Raw genomic sequence first — 18,227 nt, forward strand, 5'->3', positions numbered from 1 at the left:
TTAACCTGACGAATCATATTCCGATTACTTTTCGCGGGACCGAAACTTGCTTGCCCCAAAAAGTGAAGCGATTTTATCGCCGACAATCCCCAATCATGCTCCCGCTACGGGCGAGTTGGGCCGCAGCCTGTGCAAATGCTGAATTTTCTCGATTTCCATAGCGTCGTTGCGTACGTATGCGAATTCCATGTACAGGGAGCCCACTACCCATTCGTCAGGCGGCCTGCTGATTACTTCCGCGATGCGAAGCTGGGTGGGACAGAGCTGCGAAGCGGCGATGATCGCCTCTTTATCGCCTTTGGCCCCGGCATGGGCCGTTCCCCGCAGCGCGCCCATTACGAAAATATCGCCCGTCGCCGTAAGCGTCCCTCCCGGATTGATATCTCCGAGCAGCATGACGCTTCCTTCATAGTTGACGACCTGTCCGGAACGAATCATGCCCTTCATGATAGACAAAGAAGAGGATGCCGCTTCCGACTGGAGCGCCACCTCCGATTCGATCGATTGAATGAGCAAGTTTCCGCAGCTGGCAAACCGCGCGCGCAGCCGCTCTTTATCTTCATCGGCGACATACCGCTTGCCGAGCTTGATTTGCACGTGGATAAGCGGACCGCTTAAAAATTGCTGATGCGTATTGCTGAGCTTATGCTCCAGCTCGTTCAACAGCATGTCGAACGGGCATGAATCGTCCATCAGGAAGATTAGGCCGTCCTTCACGCCTTTGATCGTCACATGATGCTTTGCTGCGTTCATATGCCTACACGACCTCCTGACACTTACAATTCTGCTTGGACGCCCTCATTTCCTTCCGGGACGCAAAATTATTCATCCTTCGCCGCTTGCGGGAAGGCGAGCGGTTCAAGCAGCTTACGCATCGGAACGTAGATCGCTAAAGCAATAAGCAGATCGACCATAAGGCTCGGCACCATTTGGTAAAGGAAAGTTTGCTCCACTTCATTGTGCGTAATTTGAAAAACCCGATAAATGCCGTAATGCGTCCATAAGAAAACGAGATTGCCTAGTGCGATCAATAACAAGCTGCTCAAAAGCCCGCCGCGCGTCCGCTGCGCCAGCCAGCCAACCAAATAGGCGGACAAGCCCATCCCGAACGAAAACGTGCCGAGCATCGGTCCGTAATAGACGATATCGTGCAGCATGCCGAAGCCGAGACCGTACAGCGCCCCCCGGTGCCGCCCCAAAAAGACGGATATATAAAGTACGGCGATAAGAATAAGCTGCGGAGATACCATCACTTTACTTTGCCAGAAGGCAGGAACGAGCAATTGCAAAAGGGTGCCTTCCAGCATGAATACCAACAGTAATAAAGCGATCAGCCAATGCTGCCTCATCATGCCGATCACCTCCCAGGAACAGGAACGTCCACGACGAATACTTCCCGCAGGTGGCGGAAGCTCGCTTTCGGCTGAATCATCGCTTTATACGTGATGCCGAACTCGCCCACTTCGTTGGAAACGACCGTTCCAATTTCCAGTCCGGGCGGGAATACTTGACCGAGTCCGGACGTTACGACGGTATCCCCGACATTGAATTCCTCTGGTCTCTCGATTTTGGTCATAGCGAGCAGTTGCGTCTCGCCGACGAATCTTTCGATCAGGCCGAAAGACTCGCTTTCTTTGCCTTTGACGGTTGCGGCTATTCCTTTGGACATATTGTTCGTATCGTCGATATCCGTAAGCAGTTGCACGGTCGAGGTAAAATCGGAAACGACCATGATGCGGCCGATCAATCCGTCAACGGATACGACCGCCATATTCAGCTTGATGCCGTCTTTGGCGCCCAGGTTGATGTTCATCGTCTTCACGATCGGATCCGTGCTGACCGCGATCACTTCCGCAATCCGGTACGTATAGTTGTCGGATTGCTTCTGTCTCTCCGTAAAGGCTAGCTGCTCTTTAAAGCGTTTGTTTTGCGCTTCAAGATCGTTTAGGCGCATCGTATCGCGCGCATATTGGGAAAGCGTCATTTTCAAAATTTTATTCTCTTCATAGACGACACGCAGGTTGTGAACGTCCTCAAAGAAACCCGCCACAATGCCAGCGGGTTTGTAAAACAGCCCCTGCGTCCACGAAACGGTATCTTTGATAAACCGTTCTGGCCAAGTCAGCTTCTCTCTCTTGACGAGCGTTAAACCGAATAATGCGATAAAGGCGATTAATGCCACCATCAGAATGATTAGCTTCTTATTCCCCATTAATTTAAACAAAACCAAACACCTTCTGCCCGTAAAAGGTCGTTCAAGGAGCGCCTTTCCCGGTTTATAACGCTCTGCACGGGGAAGCCGGCGCTGCTCGAACGCTCACGTATTATCTTCTTGATTTGCTCGCAGGGCCCGACTTGAGCTTGAACAGGTGAATGTTCTCAAGCGCACGGCCCGTTCCGATGGCTACGCAATCTAGCGGATTTTCGGCAACAAGCACCGGCATGCCGGTTTCCCGCGCCAGAAGCTTGTCCAAATTGCGAAGCAGACCGCCGCCTCCGGTCAATACGATGCCGCGATCCATAATGTCGGCGGCAAGCTCCGGCGGACATTTCTCCAATGTAACCTTCACGGCGTCAACGATGCTTGTCACCGTGTCGGTCAGCGCATCGGTAATTTCGTCGGACGTGACGGCAATCGTCTTCGGCAAGCCCGATACAAGATCGCGGCCGCGGATTTCCATCGTCTCGATCTTCTCCATCGGCAGCGCGGAGCCGATTTCCATCTTCAAGCTTTCGGACGTTCTCTCGCCGATCATTAAATTGTATGTTCGTTTAATGTATTGCATGATTGCTTCGTCCATCTCGTCTCCGGCAACCCGGATCGAACGGCTCGTGACGATACCGCCGAGCGAAATAACCGCGACCTCGGTCGTACCGCCGCCGATGTCGACGACCATGCTCCCGGTAGGCTCCCATACCGGAAGATCGGCTCCGATCGCAGCGGCGAACGGCTCCTCGATCGTGAAGGCTTCACGCGCGCCCGCTTGCCTCGTCGCATCCTCGACCGCCCGTTTCTCAACGGCCGTTATGCCGGACGGGACGCAAACCATGACGGAAGGGTGGCGCTGAAACAAATAACGCTGCTTTTGCGCCTGGCGCAAAAAGTATTTGATCATCGTCGCCGTCGTCTCGAAATCGGCTATGACGCCGTCCTTCATAGGACGTACGGCGCGAATGTTGCCTGGCGTACGTCCGATCATTTTCTTGGCCGCTTCGCCTACGGCCTCGATCGTTTTCGTATCGGTACGCAGCGCGACTACGGACGGCTCGCGTACGACGATCCCTTTTCCTTTAACATATACTAGCGTATTGGCCGTTCCGAGATCGATTCCCAAATCTTTCGTGAATCCACCAAACATGGTTATGCTCCCTTCAATATTGAAAAGCCCTCTACGCTTTCCCGAGTCATTATTATATTATACGTAACCTTTCTCCTTCAAACTTACGAAACGGTTGTCACCCACAATAACGTGGTCGAGCACCTCGATCCCGATAATTTGCCCCGCTTCCATCAGTTGCCGCGTGATCGCTATGTCTTCCGGACTCGGTGTCGGGTCGCCGCTCGGATGGTTATGAACGCAAATGAGCGAAGCGCTGCTTCGCTGAATCGCCGCCCGGAACACTTCCCGCGGATGAACGATCGAAGCGTTCAAACTGCCCATGGACAGCGTTTCCCGGCCAACGACATGATTTTTGGTGTTGAGGAACAGACAAACAAAATGCTCCTTCTGCAAATAACGCAAATCTTCCATAACAAGCGCAGCCACATCCTGCGGCGAGCGGATCGTCACCTTGTCGTCCATCGTGGTGCGGGCGATCCTCTTGCCCAGTTCGATGCTTGCTTTAAGCTGCAATGCTTTTGCAGCGCCAATTCCTTTAATGCGCGTGAGCTGATCGACGCTCGTTTCCACTAGATTGCGGAGCGAACCCGTCTCCATCAAAACCCGCTGCGCGAGCACTACCGCCGACTCCGCATACGTTCCCGTACGCAAAAGAATGGCGAGCAGTTCGGCGTTGCTTAGCGACTGAGCCCCATGATGCAGCATGCGTTCTCTCGGTCTATCCTCGCTGGGGACATCGCGCAATGTGAAATTGTGCGACTCCATCAATTCCCCTCTTTCATTCGGCTGTAACGGCAAGCTTAGTATCGCATGCGCGATATTCTTTCCTGCCAAAGCCCATTATATCATGTTTTTGCCTATTCGACGAATCGTGCCGAAACTTCGCGTTCTTACTCGCCGAGTGTCGCTGAAATCGACCGTTTTCCCCTTTAATCAACGCATTTCGTCGTCTTTTGGGGCCGACGTTAACACGCCATGCTTCTGCTGGATCGCCTTGATGTCAGGTGATGCGCCTCTATTTCCAAGTAACTCTCGACGTTTGCATGAGGGAGTCCGATTTTGCCCGCTTGGAATCGAGTTTGAGTTGCTGCCCTCGCCTGGAGTCCGAAAACACCCTCTTGAGCCGCTTTTTCGCAAGACAAACGGGTAAATCCATTCTCCAAGCAGGGAATTTCGGATTCCAGCGTAAGGAGGGCCTCCATTCATTGCTCCAAGCGGGCAAACTCGTATTACAGCAAAAGGCGCCTTCGGACTACGCAAAAATTAGTATTGAAAACGCAGGGTAAAGCGCCTGTGGGCTCATTCACTTGACGTTTACCGCGGGTTTAGACTGCATGCAAAAAATTATTAAAGCCCTTGGGCCGCAAACGGCTTACGGGCTTCTATAAATTTTTGCGGAGCTTGGCTTGAAATTTCCCTGATATTACAACCGACCCGCGGTAGAACGGAATTTCGAGGACAGCAAGCGCAGCTCCTCCCGGTATTTCACGACTGTTCGCCGCGCGATATAAACGCCTTCCTCGGTCAACAAATCGGCGATTTTCCGATCCGACAAAGGGGCTCTCTTATCTTCGCTATCAATGAGCTGCTTGATTCTCGCTTTGACGCTTTCGGCGGAAACATGCTCCTGCTCCGCGGCGATGCCGCTGCTAAAAAAGAACTTCAGCTCGTACAACCCTTGCGGCGTCAGCAAATATTTGTTGCGGACCGTGCGGCTGACGGTCGATTCATGCATCCCGAGGTCATCTGCAATCGTTTTCATGTTCATCGGCTTTAACTGCGCGATCCCGTTCTTCATAAAATCTCGCTGCGCCAGAACGATCGCTTCGATCACGCGATAAAGCGTAGCATTTCGCTGCTGAAGACTGCGTATCAGCCACTTCGCGCTTTGCATATGCTCGCGCAGAAAATGCTTCACCTCAAGCGACCCGTTCGCCCCCAGCATGCTTTGATAACATCCGCTTAGCGAGACTTGCGGCACTAGCGAGTCGTTCAGGACGATTTCGAGCGAATTGCGGTCGGCGTAAACGAAAGCGTCGGGCGCGATATTTTTCTCTGCGGAAACGCAGAAAGCAAGTCCCGGCCGCGGATCGAGCCGTTTTATATAGTCCAGCGCCTGAATAACCGCATGAAGCGGAACGCGAAGCGATTCGGCAATCCTTTTCAGCTTGCCGCTGCCAAGCTCCTGCAAATATTCGAGCACGACGGGAGCGGCAAGCGTATCCGCTTCCGGATCCCGCTCGATTTGCAGCAGCAAGCATTCCCGCAAATTTCTCGCGCCGACTCCCACCGGTTCAAGCGATTGCAGCAGTTTCAGCGACGCCTCCGCTTTCCGCCGATCTGTCTGAAGCGCTGTGCAAACCTCGTCAAGCTCCATCTCCAAATACCCGTCTTCATTCAAATTTCCCGCCATAAAAACAGCTGTTTTACGCAGCGTATCGTCTGCATCGATCGTTCGCAGCTGTCCGATCAAGACCGATTCCAGCGTCTCCGGCACGCAGCCGAATTCCTGCCGCCTTACGGCGTCCATGTCGTTTGGCGAAACTGCCCCGGAAGACTTGCGGCTTTTCGGCTTTTTAAGGGAGTCGCGCCACGAAATATCCAGCATCGGATTGACCGTAGACTGCTCGAGCACATAGTCCATCAATTCCGCCGCAGAAAGCTGGAGCAAGTGGAGCGACTGCCGAAGCTGCACGGTCATACCCAGCCTGAGCGATTGATTCTGCGTCAAAGCGGACTTTAGCGACATAACGGTTCACCGCCTTTGAGCTTATGCTTTACATCCTAGCTGTAGTTCTACTTTCACAATATTGGGAATCGATTGTCCGATATGCTTTAGAAATTTTGGTTATTTGGGCGAAACCCAGCCTTTCTCATACACATAACGCATTAACTGCACGCGATTTTCCAAATGAAGCTTCTGCAAAATGTTTTTCATATGGTTTTTGACCGTATGCTCCGAAATGACGAGCTGCTCGGAAATTTCGCGGTTCGACTTTCCCCGCGCCACCCATTCGAGAATTTCCCTTTCTCTCGCAGTTAGCGGCCCGCGATCGTCAAGAACGGCCTGCTCCTGCTCCCGCGGGGTAAATTCCTGCAAAATGCGGATCGCCAGCTCCTTTGACATCGGCGCCTCGTCCGTCGCAATCGCCCGTAAATACTCGTGCCAGGAGGAGGGGTGCAAATTTTTTTGCAAAAATCCTTGAGCCCCCTTCTTCAAGGCCTCGAACAGATTGGCGATTTCGTCCGAAACCGTGACGATTACGATTTTGACGTACGGAAACTGGCTTTTGATCGCTTTCGTCGCTTCAAGCCCGTCCATTTCCGGCATGTTGATATCCATTAATATAAGGTCGGGCATCAGCTGCCCGGTCATTTCAATCGCTTGCTTCCCATTGTCCGCCTCTCCGACGACCTCGAACATCGGATCCATGCTCATAATATCGCGCATGCCTTCTCTTGCATGCTCATGATCGTCGACGATCAATACGCGGTACAGCTTGCTCATGCGTTTCCCCTCTTTCGAATAACCATTTTCGTCCGTTTCTCCAGCCGTTCAAGCGTTAACTCCCAGCCCATCTCCTTGGCTCTATCGCGCAATATTTGCAGGCCGTACCGGCTCGCATGGGCAAATGGATCGCCGCTGAACCCCTTGCCGTCGTCGGCAACCGAACACGTCCAGCCTTCATCGTCCGCAGCGCATTCGATCTCCACATGTCCTGCATTCGCATGCTTCCGTACGTTTAACAGCGCTTCCCGCAGCGATGCGTACAGCTCTACCTTCTCTTTGGCCGTCAGCCGCTCTTCGGGCAGCTCCCAGCGAAAGGCTACGGACATTCCCGCTTCGCTAGCCGTCTCATCGGCCAAGGATCGTATCGATTCCATCCAGGGCATCGTATCAAGCACGGGCGGCTTGCGTAAATTGGCAATTGCTTGTCTTACGTACTCGTTCACCTGATGCACCGTTTTACGCAGCTTGCCGAGCTGTTCGCCGGATGCTTCCGCATCGCGGCTCCGCTCCAGCTGATCCACTTTGACCGACAGCAGAAACAGCGATTGCGCAATTCCGTCATGAAGCTCTCGTGCAATCCTTTCCCGCTCCACCAGCGCCGCCTTCAGCGACCTTTCCTTGTTCAGCTCCTCTTGCGTGTTTTCGAGTATGGAAAACAGCTTGGCCGAAAGCGGCACGGTTACGACAAAAATCAAAATCGGCGCAAGCATATTGCCGACCTCCATAGACACGAAAGAAACGAGCAATTCGTGCCTGACATATTCCCATATCCCGATCGTCAACGTAGGAATGGTTAAAATGAGCCACTTGATTTCTTTATAAGTCATCCGTTTCCCTCCCGGCATGCATCAGGCGGTTAACGCCAAAAACGCACCATTAGGCTGCCCCGCGGCGAGCGCTTCGCCGAAAATTGGGACAGACTGGTGCTTTCATTGTATAAATCAGTGCGATACTTGTCCATCCTAAACGGAAGGAGGTGACGACAAAATGGCAAAAGACGTATTATGCGAAGTAAATTCTTGCAAATACTGGGCTAACGGGAACAAATGCAACGCTTCTTCGATCTATGTGGTCAGCCATCGCGGAAAGCAAGCCGTAAACTCGGAAGAAACGGACTGCAAAACGTTCGAACCGAAAATTTAGTTTTACGCTTCAAGGGTTCAAATGCGGGCAACCTTCGGCAAAAGGTTGCCCTTTTTATTTGCCTCAGCAATTAGTGTAACCAAGAATGATAATTATTATCAAACAAGTCACCAAAAAAAGACGACGTAAGTAAATAACGTCGCCGATTATCGGGTAGCGCTTAACGCGGCGGAAATAGCTTGGAAACGCCTTATGGAACCGCAATGCCGAACTGCTGCAGCATCCCGCTGAGAGCATGAAGCGAAAGGCCGACTACCGAATAATAGTCCCCGTCGACCCTCACGACGAACGTGGAGCCGAGCCCTTGGACCGCATAGCTCCCGGCCTTGTCCATCGGCTCCCCGGTGGCCACGTAACGCCGGATCTGCTCGTCCGTAAGGGCCTGCAAGGTAACGTCGGTTTTTATGCTCTGCACCGTGCTGCGTCCCGTGCGTTGATCGATGCAGGCGATGCCCGTAAACACCTGATGGACGGCGCCCTGCAGCCTTTTCAGCATCCGGAAGGCGTCTTCCGCATCAATCGGCTTGCCGTAAACCGTTCCGTCCAGAACGACGATCGTATCCGCTCCGATAATAATGCCTGGCTCTCCGTCTTGAATGTTCGTGCTCGTTCCGAAATTCGCAGCATTATCCGACGGAACGGAAACGGCACCGGACGTCCTGAGCTGCCGGCCCACGGCCTCCGCCTTGCGAAGCGCCAGCTGCTCCACCATCGCATCCGGAGCCGTTCCCGGCTCTACCGTTTCGTCCGCATGGCTGACTACGATTCGCACGGGCAAGCCGAGCATCCGAATAAGCTCCTGCCGCCGCGGCGAAGACGACGCTAAAATCAATACGGGTTGCTTCTCCATCCTCTCTTCTACCTCCGGTTCGTATCTTAATACTCCAAGGGATCATGCTTGAACTATAGCTTCCGGTAAATCCATATTGCGGCGATCAGCATGATGATGCTGATCAGGTTAAGCCTGATTTCCAGCAGCAGATCGTAACGGATCACTTGCAGGTCCGCTTTGGGATGCCAGCTGATTTCCGCCGACTTCGTGAGGAAGGAAATGCCCGGCACGTCAGCAAGCAGCTGCGTAATGATAGCTCCGGCAATCAGCCCGATTACGATAAACAACAACAGCGTCCAGTTCGACTTTTTCATCCGCTTCTCTCCTCATTTTCGCCCGCAAAACCGTCATTCCCATTATACGGATTCGGGCGTTTCAATACAATGAACCCGCTGCCCTCCGTCTTCCGGTCCATAGGATATCAATAACCGTTTAATCGGCACAAGCCGTAACAGGTAAATTTTTCATCGAAAACGTTCCCGTATCCTATGGTAAAATGGACGCTGGGGAGGTACAGCTTACGATGAGAAAGTTATGGGTAACCCTATGCGCGGCAACATGCGCTATGATGGTGGCAGCGGCTCCCGCCTCCGCCTTTAAGGTCGTCGTCGACGCCGGTCATGGCGGACGAGATCCCGGAGCGGTAAGCGCGGGCGGTCTGCAGGAGAAATACGTCAATCTCGACATCGCGCAGCGGCTCAGGACCGAGCTGCAAAAACGCGGCTACGAAGTCGCGATGACGCGTGACACGGACGTCTACTTATCGCTCGCAGAGCGAGTCGAATTTACGAACGAACAAAATGCCGATATATTCGTGTCGGTCCACGCGAATTCACATCCGTCGACGTCCGCCAAAGGATCGATGGTTCTGTATTACGATGCGGCATATCCGCAAAGCGACTACCCGTCAAGCGCGGAGATGACCACCTGGAGCGACGTAAGCAAGATGCTTGCCCGGCAAACGCTGGACGGGGTCGTGGCGAAGGCCGGAACCGAAAATGACGGACTCGTGCCTAGCGCCGTATATGTCGTCAGAATGGGAACGATTCCGAGCGTTCTCGTGGAAACGGCTTTCTTGTCCAATCGCTCGGATGCGGCGCTCCTGGCCGATGCGGCGGTTCGCCAAGCGATGGCGGAAGGAATCGCAGCAGGCATTGCCGAATACGCGGCGCTGCCGTTTCCGGACATTATGAATCACTGGGCCAAGGAATCGATCATGCGCTTGAAGGAAAAAGGAATCGTCAACGGCATCAACCATTATTTTTATCCGGACAGGCCGCTCACCCGCGCCCAATTTGCAGCGATCCTCGATCGTACGTTCCATTTCGAGGAACCGGCCGCCGATCCGAACGGCAGCTGCCAGAAGCTCGCAAATGCCGATAAGGGAAGCGCCAAGCCGGCATCCGGCGTTACGGTGACATCCAACGTCTACGGCGGCAGCGGCAATTGCAGCCCCGTGCCCGCGTCGTTCCGCGATTTACCCGTTACATACTGGGCTTACGAAACGCTTATGAAAGCCGCCAAGCTCCGCTATATGGACGGTTATGCAGACGGCACTATTCGTCCCGACCAGCCGATTACGAGGGCGGAAGCAGCCGCTCTGCTCGACCGCATCGTCGGATCCAAGCTGCCGCAGACAACGAAAAGCTTTGCCGACGTTCCCGCCGATATGTGGGCGTCGAAGGCGATCGGCCGCTTGTATGCCGCAGGCATTATCGGCGGCGTATCGGACACGCAGTTCGCGCCTTCCCGCAGCATAACGCGTGCCGAGATCAGCGCGATGATGGACAGGTATGTAAACGGCTCGCAAAAACCGTAAGTTTTCTAATGAGGTTTAACATCCCATGATTAACGGCAACCGTCGTTTGCATGACCGCATTCACTTAGGAAGAACGAAACTGCCGTACTCATTCATAATCCCGATAAAAGAAGCCGCCAGCCCACATTCAGTGGTTCTGGCGGCTTCTTTTTTTCATTCCATTCCTGCGCTTGACGGGCATCGGCGAAAAGTACGGAAGCCCGATAGCCGGCAAGCCGAGCCCCCGACAACCTGTACTATTTTATTGCAATTACTTGTGAATCTGTATCTTTTCGTTTACCATTACATACAACAATAATAAACGATCAGGTGGTTATCCGATGGAAAATGAAAAGCAGTTCCGTTATTCGAAGCTCGCCGGCATTCTGAAGGATCAAATTTATTCGGGCTATATCAAGCCCGGGGAATATTTGCCTTCCGAGCACCAGCTTTGCTACCAGTACAGCCTGAGCCGCACCTCCGTCCGCAAATCGCTGGAGCAGCTTGCCGCCGAAGGGCTCATCATCAAGAAAGTCGGCGCGGGAACGATGGTCGACCCGGCTCTCCAGGTGCCGAAGGAACAAAACCGGACGCTGCATATTTTAGCGACTTCTCCGCATTATTTTATTGAAAACGACGGGTTTGCCGCTATCGAAAATGCCTTCAAGCGTCAATATCCGCACGTCAACGTAAAACTGCTCAAGCTTTCCGGGGATACCCACTTTGATGAAGCTCTGCGCAAGCATCATGAGAACGGGCTCCATCCGGATCTGGTGTTTTGCCACGACTCCCAGCTGACCGGCATGGAGGATTTGTCCATGTTCCTCGATCTCGAGCCTGACCTGGGGGACGCCTTGTCGCCTCTGCACCCGGAGCTCCTGAACGGCATCCACCGCGATTCGTCGGGCAAGAAGGCGGTTCCGATCACGTTCTCCACCGTATTTCTTGTGTATAATCCGGACTTGTTCGAAAGCCGGCATGTCGCCAAGCCCGATACAGGCTGGTCGAGCAGCGACTTTCTGGAAGCGGCGGAGCAGCTGACGTTCGACTCCAACGGCGACGGAATTCCTGACCAATACGGTTTCACCCTCAGCCCGTGGATAAACCGGTGGCTGCCCTTCGCGCTGCAACACGGACTGATGAATCCCGACGCGGGTTCCTATGAGGACGTGCTGAGCGAAACCTGCACGTTTATTCACGAGCTGCTTTATACCAAAAAAGGCGCCTTGTTGTTTGCGCCATTTTCGAAATGGTCGGCGGATCAGCCGTTTAAAAACGGCAAAGCCGCCATGACGCTGACGACGACGTTCGAGCTGTCCGCTTGGCGAAACGAAGGGCTGCCCTTCGAGCCCGAAATTGCTCCCCTTCCGTTCGGAAACGTGCCGTCAACGATCATTTCCTCGAACAGTCTGCTCATCCCGCATTCGTCCTCGCATGAAGAACTGGCGCTAGCTTTCATACGTACGGCGATCGACCCCGACGTACAGCGCCAAATCATCGAAACGACCGATTTCTTATCGGTCGTTCCGGAGGTGAATGAAGCGGCTAAGCCGGCCGCGCTGCTTAAAGCGCTCAACGCGTCGCACGATAGAATGGCTTATAACTATTACGTAAACGAGCTGTTCCCGGATGTGAGCGTCATGGAGGAGCTGTCCTCGCAAATGACATTTTTCTGGCTCGGCTTGGAAACGGCGTCCGCTTTCTCGCGCAAATGGAAACGTATCGTGCCGCGAATGGTGTAACGCCGGGCCGGGCCGCGCCGCTCTTTCGCAGTCCGTCCCAAAAGTCGGTATTTCCATTTTTACGCCCGCTTAAAGTGTTAAATTAGCAAACAAATAGCTTCCGCTACCACTTTAAGGGTGGTTTTGGAAGCTATTTGTTTAAATAATGAGACTGTTCCATTTGCCTCTACCTATTTTGGGGCTGTCCCCGTTTTGCCGCATGGCGGCGGCCGGTCCGCCTATAACGTTATTCCCCGGTTGATAAATATCGCCCTGCATTGCCGCGGCAAAGAAGAGCCCGGTCCGCTTCTCCGATCGCGGCTGCGGCAAGCTGCAGCGCCGTCGCTTCGGCCGACTGGATCGGCGTGCAGGAGCCGTATGCGAACCTTTCGGCCTCGCCCCGCGCGCACAGCTTGGAAATGACCGCAAGCGGCCCGTTGCAGAACCATAGGTCGCAGCAAACATGCTCCAAGCAGGCGCCTTGCGGAAGCATTCGCTTAACCTGCTCCCATTCGTGCTCGCGAAAACCGCTAAGCAGGAGCGGATGTCCTTCCAGCATAACGATAAGCTCAGCCGCGATGTGGAACGGCAAATGCTCCGCCATGAAGCGGGGATGCTGAAGCCGCTCGTCCTGCAGCCTTACGGCGATTTGCAGAGGCAGCCGGAGACGGCGAACGGCCGCGTATAGCGCCTTCGCGTCGCTCCCGGCAGGATCGTACCCGTGGTAGCCCGGAACCAATCGCACGCCTTTCGCTCCCGAAGCGGCCGCCCATTCCAGCTCCGCCTCCCAATTCGTCTCCGCCGGAGTGATAATGACGAAAGGCAAGAGCCGGTCGTCGGACGCCGATTCGGCGAACAGCGCTTCGTTGCCGGAACGCGTATCGTGACCGTGAATGGATGCGATATGGCTTACGCACATAGCTTCCAGCTGCAGCCGGTCGGCCATCGCGGATAAGTCCGCGGCCGTCGCACGGGACTGGTAACGAGTCGGCCAAGTGCCGATGAACGCGGTGACGTCAATTGCTTTTTGCGCAAGAAAAGGCGCATAAAAGGAACTCGTATCGATCATTGTTTTACCTCCGCCAGCAGTCGTTCCATATTGCCGCCCATTACAAGGCGGAGTTCATCCGGCGGTAAACCGGCGGCGAATATTTTCCCGATATTTGCGGCCAGGCAGCCGATCGGCAGGTCGGATCCGAAGACGACCCGTTCCGCTCCGAGTCTTTCAACCGATATCGCGATCTCTCCGCCTCCGATAGGCGTACCGGACGTATCGGTAAGCACGTTCGGGTAAGGAGCGATCGTATTGACGGCGCTTTCGACCTGCCCGCCGAGATGTGCCATCAAAATGCGCGCTTCCGGGTACCGGCGGGCGAGATCGGCGACATGGACCGCCTTCGATTCGTACGGAAGCTGGCCGATCGTTTTATCCCAGGCATGGATAAGTATCGGCAACCGGTATTCGATCGCGGCTTCGATGAACGGATAAACGAGCGGATCGTTGCAAAGCGTCGCCACCCACAGCTTAAGGCCGATCATGCCGCCGTTCTCGACACGAGCGCGAAAATCGTCGAGCGCCGCGGCTCCATGCCGCGGATTCACGTAGCAATAACCCCGGACACGGTCAGGATAGGAGCGCACAACGGCTGCCATATCGTCGTTCGCCTTGCTCACTTCTTCGAAGGTAGGCTGGTAATGGAATGCGCCAAGGCAGCTGCCGACGAACAGCTTCACGCCTAACCGATCCCCTTCCTCCAGCGTCTCCGGCGGCAGCTGGCTTCCCGTCAGATGAATATGGGCATCGATCATTCCGCTTCCATCTCCTTCTGCAGCTGTTCGCAAACACCTTGCAGCCTTTCGAGCGTCTCGTCGATATCCTGGTCGCCATGGCTGTAGTTCACATAAGAAACGTTATACAAAGAGACGCCATGCCGATAAGCAAGCCTGAAAAACCGTTCCTTCAAATCCGCCTTCGCTCCCGGCTCCGCAACGAATGTCGGACAAGGCCATAGGCCCGCCATTTTCATCGGAATTTCCTTCTCCGCAAAGATGCGGTTTAAACCGCCCCACATCCGCTCTCCCTGTTTCCACAAATGCCCGACGACGTCTTGCTCCTTATAGATCGTCATGCTTGCCTTGGCGGCGGCAAGCGACAACATTTCTCCGCCGAACGTCGAGGAAATGACCGTTCCGCCGACATCGCACGCCTTCATGACTTCCTTGCGGCCGGCATAAACGGATAACGGCATGCCGTTCGCAATTCCTTTGCTGAATACCGCCAAATCCGGATTCACGCCGAAATATTGCTGTACGCCTCCGATCGCGATCCGAAATCCGGTGACGATCTCGTCGTACACAAGCAGGGCGCCATGTTTTTCCGTCAGAGCGCGGATTGCCGGATAAAATGTTTTCCCCGCCCCTATATGCTCATAGTCGGCGGCAACGATCAGCGCAGCGATCTGCCCGTCATATTGCTCAAACAAACGCTCCAGTTGACCGATATCGTTCCAAGCGGACGCATGGTGCAATGCGCTCACAGCTGCAGGAACCCCCGGTACCGACTGCGCCTTTTGTCCGGGAAGCGTAGCGCTCCCTGCAGCAAGGGCGTTCACCCAGCCATTGTAGCCGACCTGCACGATATGATCCCTGCCCGTATAATGCCGTGCAATGCGAATGGCGGCGGCAAGGGCTTCGCCCCCCGTCTTCAAAAACCGCGCTTGCTCCGCGCAAGGGATAAGCTCGCAAGCCAGCTCGGCCACCTCGCATTCGAGCGTATGCGGATGTCCGAATACGATCCCGTTCGCGAGCTGTTCGCGTATCGCTTCATCGACTGCGGGATAACCGTACCCAAGCGTTACCGGTCCCAGCCCGTTGCGATAGTCGATGTACTCCTTACCGTCCGCATCCCAAACGCGGCATCCTTTACCCCTTACGATAACACCCGGTTCCTCAGGCAGAAAAGAGGGAGCTTTGGAGCAAGTGCTCGATCCCCAAGGGATCGACCTGAGGCTCCGTTCCGCCCATTGTTGCGATTTCGATACGCCCATCGAGATCACTCTCCTAAATTGGATACAAGCCGTACAACCTGTATTTATTTTAATCAATGTATCATACAACTCTAATATTAAGATACATACATTTCACTGTCAATCGTAACATTGAGAGTCCGGCGGCGTCGAAGGATGCCGGCAAAAAGTAGCGGTTTCGCCGTTCATTCCATTGCCGACGTGATCATTACCGATGAACCGTCAAGTCCGGAAAACGTGAAAAGAGCCGGACCGAAGTCCGACTCCCTGTTCTCGTTCATACCGCCGTTTGTCTGTTATCCGCCTGTTTCTTCAGCTTAAACAGCGGGAAAACGAACAGCAGGCCGATAACGAAAACCGCTCCCGCCGCTTCAAAGACGACTACCAGCGATAATTGATCTTTGAGCCAGCCTGCCACGCTCATCGATATGACCATCATCCCCATGAAAAACGGATTTAACACCCCGTTGACCCGCCCGATAAACGACTGCTCCGTGTTTTGCAAAATAAGCGTACTGATGCCGATCATGAAGCAAGGGAAGAAAAAGCCCATCATGAATTGCGCGACCATCGTCAGTGCGACTGACGTCGACATTCCCATCGTCGCGGCCGCGACCGCATCCGCCAGCATGCCGATCGCCAGCAGCCGCTGCGGCGGCAGCTTTTTCGAAAGCGCTGCGATAAGTCCGCCCCCGATCAGCATCGCGGCTCCGTTAATCATCATGAACCATTGCAGGTTTTCCTTAGGCAAGCCGAGCCGTTCCGTCAGCAGAAACACCCCGAGCGGCTGCATAACGCCGCTTGCAAGCCCTATGGCGGCAAACGTTCCGGCCAACGCGGTCAACACTTGACTCTTCTTTACATAACGGATTCCGTCGCCGAGCTCCCGCCAAAAACCGCTCGGGGCTTTATCCTCCACCGGTTTACGGTCCGCCGGCAGCCGCGTCAGGACCGCGGCCGACAAGAGAAAGGCGATGCCCGTAACGATAATAGACGTTTGGATACCGAAAGATTGAAATACGAGCGCTCCAAGAACAGGACCCAGAATCATAAACACGGCCATAATCGTTTGGTTAAGCGCCATTCCTTGCTGAACCTGCTCAGGCGGAACGTGCTGCTTGAACAATTTCATGCCGGAAGGCTGCGAAAACTGCGATAATATGGCGGACAGGAGCGTCGCAAAAAACACGGCCTTCCAGGTGCCGAACATAAGCGTGGCGAAGACGGCAAAAACCGAAGCCGCGCTCAGCACATCGCACCAAACCATCGTCCGCTTCGGACGCCAGCGGTCTGCGAACGTTCCGCCAATGAACGAAAACAGAAAAATCGGGGCGTATTCCGCCACGGAAATAAGCGATACGGCATACGGATCGTTGCCGGTCTGGTCCATGACGAACAAAAGAATGGAATAATTCCGTACCCAAATGCCGATCTGCAGCATAGTGTTGGACAAGAGAATGGTCCGGACAAAGCGGTTTTGGAAAAGACCGCTTTTATCCGTGCGGCTGCCGCTCATCGTTCCTCCTCCTTCCGCTGATACCCGCGCTCGCCGTAAGGCTGAAGCTCGTTCAGCCACTTAAGCTCAAGCGCCTGCAGCTTTTCCTTGTAGTCGCGGGCAATATCGTATCGAAATCCTTCGGGGCCTTTCACGTCTTTATAATCGAACAGGACGTCGTCGCCCGTATCCAGCAGCTCCAGCACCTCAATCGAAAAACGATTTTCGCCGAAAGCCTTCCATTCTTCCTGCAGCTCTTTATTACCATGACTGCCCATATTCAATTGAAACCGCTGGCTGTTTAACGTCCCCTGGACGTTCTGGCTGCTGACAAGCAGCGATTTTCCGTTCGCTTCGTTATGGATGCGCACGATCCCCATCTCGCGTTTGGTTTGTTTATATTGCATCAATAGTTCTTCTCTTCTGTTCATTTCCTTGTTTCCTCCCATTTATCTCGCCCTTCTAGACCTTGACCCAATATGCGCTGCAATCGGGCTCCCGATCCATAAAGCCGTACTCGATCAAATATCTGCGCAGCGTGGCGTAGTCGGCAAAAGCCGCCTTCAGCACCGCGTTTACTTCTTTCTCCGTGTATCTCCTGTTGATCGTAAACCGCTTGATCAGATGGCGAAGTATGGCGACCTTCCGCTTCTCCTTCGCGGGAAATTCACTAAGCGGACCGTCCGGACCTTCCTTGAAGTACGTTTTCAAAAACAATGCATTCTCTTCTTCCGTTATGACGAATCTTTCGTCCAAAACCGTTGCCGTTCTGTGAATCGGGATAAGCTGCTGCTTCCCGGGCTTATCGACCATCAGCTCCATGATCGCGAGGAATACTTTGGCTTGCTTCGCTTTCTCCCGCAGCGTAAAGCGGTGGTTGCGAATGGTCGAGGTGCTTCCTCCCTCGAGCTCCTTCACGATTTCGGCGTCGCTCAGCCCCTGCTGAAAGCTGTGAATAAGCTGTTTTTGCAGGTCGGTCAATCCGGTCAGCTTCTTATCGAGTCCCATCAAATAATCGAACATCGACGTGTGCTCGTCTTCAATATGCTTACGAACGTATTTCTTCGCTTCGAGGAAAAGGCCGTCTCTCGGGTAGATGATTCCTTCCTCGAATCCGACGCCGCAAATCAAGCATACATATTGCTCGTTTTCATCGTTATAGACGAAACCGCGCTTCATATCGTCAAGGGTAGCGTTCCAAAACAGCTCCGAAACATCAAACATTATAAACACCCCTCAATTTCGTTTATCTAATACATAGACATCATAAACGATTGTTTATTATTTATCAAGCGACATATACAAAAAAAACTAGACATTTCATCAAAACGTCTAGTTTTCTGACGATAGCTTCTCATAA

At 53.8% G+C, this 18,227-nt stretch carries 19 protein-coding genes; 3 read left to right on the top strand and 16 right to left on the bottom strand.

Going from position 1 to position 18,227, the window contains the following annotated elements; all coding sequences use genetic code 11:
• Nucleotides 1-93: 93 nt before the first annotated feature.
• The 8 genes from minC to DQG23_RS08045 form a co-directional block, all read right to left on the bottom strand.
• The gene (minC, locus tag DQG23_RS08010) at nucleotides 94-753 is read right to left on the bottom strand and encodes a septum site-determining protein MinC (RefSeq protein ID WP_113030287.1); all 660 of its coding nucleotides are present in this window, start codon (nucleotides 751-753) and stop codon (nucleotides 94-96) included.
• A gap of 68 nt (nucleotides 754-821) precedes the next feature.
• Nucleotides 822-1,352: a rod shape-determining protein MreD gene (gene mreD / locus DQG23_RS08015; protein WP_238177798.1), complete on the bottom strand. Its 531-nt coding sequence runs from the start codon at nucleotides 1,350-1,352 to the stop codon at nucleotides 822-824.
• Nucleotides 1,353-1,357: 5 nt separating this feature from the next.
• Nucleotides 1,358-2,224 carry a rod shape-determining protein MreC gene (mreC, locus tag DQG23_RS08020; protein ID WP_272949034.1) on the bottom strand — a complete coding sequence of 289 codons (867 nt, stop codon included), beginning with the start codon at nucleotides 2,222-2,224 and terminating at the stop codon, nucleotides 1,358-1,360.
• 100 nt (nucleotides 2,225-2,324) lie between these two features.
• Nucleotides 2,325-3,359: a rod shape-determining protein gene (locus DQG23_RS08025; protein ID WP_113030288.1), complete on the bottom strand. Its 1,035-nt coding sequence runs from the start codon at nucleotides 3,357-3,359 to the stop codon at nucleotides 2,325-2,327.
• 57 nt (nucleotides 3,360-3,416) lie between these two features.
• The gene (radC, locus tag DQG23_RS08030; protein ID WP_113030289.1) at nucleotides 3,417-4,106 is read right to left on the bottom strand and encodes a RadC family protein; all 690 of its coding nucleotides are present in this window, start codon (nucleotides 4,104-4,106) and stop codon (nucleotides 3,417-3,419) included.
• Between the two features lie 658 nt (nucleotides 4,107-4,764).
• Nucleotides 4,765-6,090 (bottom strand): RNA polymerase factor sigma-54, encoded by a 1,326-nt coding sequence (gene rpoN / locus DQG23_RS08035; protein WP_113030290.1) that lies wholly within the window; start codon nucleotides 6,088-6,090, stop codon nucleotides 4,765-4,767.
• A 99-nt stretch (nucleotides 6,091-6,189) separates the two neighbouring features.
• The gene (locus DQG23_RS08040) at nucleotides 6,190-6,849 is read right to left on the bottom strand and encodes a response regulator (RefSeq protein WP_113030291.1); all 660 of its coding nucleotides are present in this window, start codon (nucleotides 6,847-6,849) and stop codon (nucleotides 6,190-6,192) included.
• On the bottom strand, nucleotides 6,846-7,679 hold the full coding sequence (locus DQG23_RS08045; RefSeq protein ID WP_113030292.1) for a sensor histidine kinase: 834 nt from the start codon (nucleotides 7,677-7,679) through the stop codon (nucleotides 6,846-6,848). Before DQG23_RS08045 ends, DQG23_RS08040 begins: the two co-directional genes overlap by 4 nt.
• A gap of 160 nt (nucleotides 7,680-7,839) precedes the next feature.
• On the opposite strand from DQG23_RS08045, the gene DQG23_RS08050 reads away from it, so the two are divergent.
• A complete protein-coding gene (locus tag DQG23_RS08050) occupies nucleotides 7,840-7,995 on the top strand; it encodes a DUF1540 domain-containing protein (protein ID WP_113030293.1) in 156 nt (51 codons plus the stop codon).
• A gap of 190 nt (nucleotides 7,996-8,185) precedes the next feature.
• On the opposite strand, the gene DQG23_RS08055 is transcribed toward DQG23_RS08050, so the two are convergent.
• Both DQG23_RS08055 and DQG23_RS08060 read right to left on the bottom strand, forming a co-directional pair.
• On the bottom strand, nucleotides 8,186-8,845 hold the full coding sequence (locus DQG23_RS08055; RefSeq protein WP_113030294.1) for a Maf family protein: 660 nt from the start codon (nucleotides 8,843-8,845) through the stop codon (nucleotides 8,186-8,188).
• 53 nt (nucleotides 8,846-8,898) lie between these two features.
• The gene (locus DQG23_RS08060) at nucleotides 8,899-9,141 is read right to left on the bottom strand and encodes a DUF4321 domain-containing protein (RefSeq protein WP_113030295.1); all 243 of its coding nucleotides are present in this window, start codon (nucleotides 9,139-9,141) and stop codon (nucleotides 8,899-8,901) included.
• A gap of 209 nt (nucleotides 9,142-9,350) precedes the next feature.
• Here DQG23_RS08060 and DQG23_RS08065 point away from each other — a divergent pair, with 209 nt between their 5' ends.
• Together DQG23_RS08065 and DQG23_RS08070 are read left to right on the top strand one after the other, a co-directional pair.
• Entirely contained in the window at nucleotides 9,351-10,646 is a 1,296-nt protein-coding gene (locus DQG23_RS08065) for an N-acetylmuramoyl-L-alanine amidase (RefSeq protein WP_158560349.1), read from the top strand.
• 320 nt (nucleotides 10,647-10,966) lie between these two features.
• Nucleotides 10,967-12,367, top strand: a complete 1,401-nt coding sequence (locus DQG23_RS08070; RefSeq protein ID WP_113030297.1) for an extracellular solute-binding protein — start codon at nucleotides 10,967-10,969, stop codon at nucleotides 12,365-12,367.
• 226 nt (nucleotides 12,368-12,593) lie between these two features.
• Here DQG23_RS08070 and DQG23_RS08075 read toward each other — a convergent pair whose 3' ends face one another.
• The 6 genes from DQG23_RS08075 to DQG23_RS08100 form a co-directional block, all read right to left on the bottom strand.
• The gene (locus DQG23_RS08075; protein ID WP_113030298.1) at nucleotides 12,594-13,415 is read right to left on the bottom strand and encodes an amidohydrolase family protein; all 822 of its coding nucleotides are present in this window, start codon (nucleotides 13,413-13,415) and stop codon (nucleotides 12,594-12,596) included.
• On the bottom strand, nucleotides 13,412-14,155 hold the full coding sequence (locus DQG23_RS08080; RefSeq protein ID WP_113030299.1) for an amidohydrolase family protein: 744 nt from the start codon (nucleotides 14,153-14,155) through the stop codon (nucleotides 13,412-13,414). The genes DQG23_RS08075 and DQG23_RS08080 overlap by 4 nt, the downstream gene beginning before the upstream one ends.
• On the bottom strand, nucleotides 14,152-15,393 hold the full coding sequence (locus DQG23_RS08085; RefSeq protein ID WP_113030300.1) for an aspartate aminotransferase family protein: 1,242 nt from the start codon (nucleotides 15,391-15,393) through the stop codon (nucleotides 14,152-14,154). The genes DQG23_RS08080 and DQG23_RS08085 overlap by 4 nt, the downstream gene beginning before the upstream one ends.
• Nucleotides 15,394-15,649: 256 nt before the next feature.
• Nucleotides 15,650-16,888 (bottom strand): MFS transporter, encoded by a 1,239-nt coding sequence (locus DQG23_RS08090; protein WP_113030301.1) that lies wholly within the window; start codon nucleotides 16,886-16,888, stop codon nucleotides 15,650-15,652.
• On the bottom strand, nucleotides 16,885-17,298 hold the full coding sequence (locus DQG23_RS08095; protein ID WP_113030481.1) for a GIY-YIG nuclease family protein: 414 nt from the start codon (nucleotides 17,296-17,298) through the stop codon (nucleotides 16,885-16,887). Before DQG23_RS08095 ends, DQG23_RS08090 begins: the two co-directional genes overlap by 4 nt.
• 31 nt (nucleotides 17,299-17,329) lie before the next feature.
• Complete coding sequence (locus tag DQG23_RS08100) at nucleotides 17,330-18,091, bottom strand: DUF2087 domain-containing protein (RefSeq protein WP_113030302.1); 762 nt, start codon at nucleotides 18,089-18,091, stop codon at nucleotides 17,330-17,332.
• Between the last annotated feature and the right edge of the window lie 136 nt (nucleotides 18,092-18,227).

Origin of the sequence: Paenibacillus contaminans (assembly GCF_003285015.1) — a bacterium.
Classification (GTDB): domain Bacteria; phylum Bacillota; class Bacilli; order Paenibacillales; family NBRC-103111; genus Paenibacillus_V; species Paenibacillus_V contaminans.

What these genes read in the sequence shown, in the direction of transcription:
- minC (WP_113030287.1), bottom strand. Translation starts at nt 753, where the DNA reads ATGAACGCAGCAAAGCATCATGTGACGATCAAAGGCGTGAAGGACGGC.
- mreD (WP_238177798.1), bottom strand. Translation starts at nt 1,352, where the DNA reads ATGATGAGGCAGCATTGGCTGATCGCTTTATTACTGTTGGTATTCATG.
- DQG23_RS08025 (WP_113030288.1), bottom strand. Translation starts at nt 3,359, where the DNA reads ATGTTTGGTGGATTCACGAAAGATTTGGGAATCGATCTCGGAACGGCC.
- radC (WP_113030289.1), bottom strand. Translation starts at nt 4,106, where the DNA reads ATGGAGTCGCACAATTTCACATTGCGCGATGTCCCCAGCGAGGATAGA.
- rpoN (WP_113030290.1), bottom strand. Translation starts at nt 6,090, where the DNA reads ATGTCGCTAAAGTCCGCTTTGACGCAGAATCAATCGCTCAGGCTGGGT.
- DQG23_RS08040 (WP_113030291.1), bottom strand. Translation starts at nt 6,849, where the DNA reads ATGAGCAAGCTGTACCGCGTATTGATCGTCGACGATCATGAGCATGCA.
- DQG23_RS08045 (WP_113030292.1), bottom strand. Translation starts at nt 7,679, where the DNA reads ATGACTTATAAAGAAATCAAGTGGCTCATTTTAACCATTCCTACGTTG.
- DQG23_RS08050 (WP_113030293.1), top strand. Translation starts at nt 7,840, where the DNA reads ATGGCAAAAGACGTATTATGCGAAGTAAATTCTTGCAAATACTGGGCT.
- DQG23_RS08055 (WP_113030294.1), bottom strand. Translation starts at nt 8,845, where the DNA reads ATGGAGAAGCAACCCGTATTGATTTTAGCGTCGTCTTCGCCGCGGCGG.
- DQG23_RS08060 (WP_113030295.1), bottom strand. Translation starts at nt 9,141, where the DNA reads ATGAAAAAGTCGAACTGGACGCTGTTGTTGTTTATCGTAATCGGGCTG.
- DQG23_RS08065 (WP_158560349.1), top strand. Translation starts at nt 9,351, where the DNA reads ATGAGAAAGTTATGGGTAACCCTATGCGCGGCAACATGCGCTATGATG.
- DQG23_RS08070 (WP_113030297.1), top strand. Translation starts at nt 10,967, where the DNA reads ATGGAAAATGAAAAGCAGTTCCGTTATTCGAAGCTCGCCGGCATTCTG.
- DQG23_RS08075 (WP_113030298.1), bottom strand. Translation starts at nt 13,415, where the DNA reads ATGATCGATACGAGTTCCTTTTATGCGCCTTTTCTTGCGCAAAAAGCA.
- DQG23_RS08080 (WP_113030299.1), bottom strand. Translation starts at nt 14,155, where the DNA reads ATGATCGATGCCCATATTCATCTGACGGGAAGCCAGCTGCCGCCGGAG.
- DQG23_RS08085 (WP_113030300.1), bottom strand. Translation starts at nt 15,393, where the DNA reads ATGGGCGTATCGAAATCGCAACAATGGGCGGAACGGAGCCTCAGGTCG.
- DQG23_RS08090 (WP_113030301.1), bottom strand. Translation starts at nt 16,888, where the DNA reads ATGAGCGGCAGCCGCACGGATAAAAGCGGTCTTTTCCAAAACCGCTTT.
- DQG23_RS08095 (WP_113030481.1), bottom strand. Translation starts at nt 17,298, where the DNA reads ATGAACAGAAGAGAAGAACTATTGATGCAATATAAACAAACCAAACGC.
- DQG23_RS08100 (WP_113030302.1), bottom strand. Translation starts at nt 18,091, where the DNA reads ATGTTTGATGTTTCGGAGCTGTTTTGGAACGCTACCCTTGACGATATG.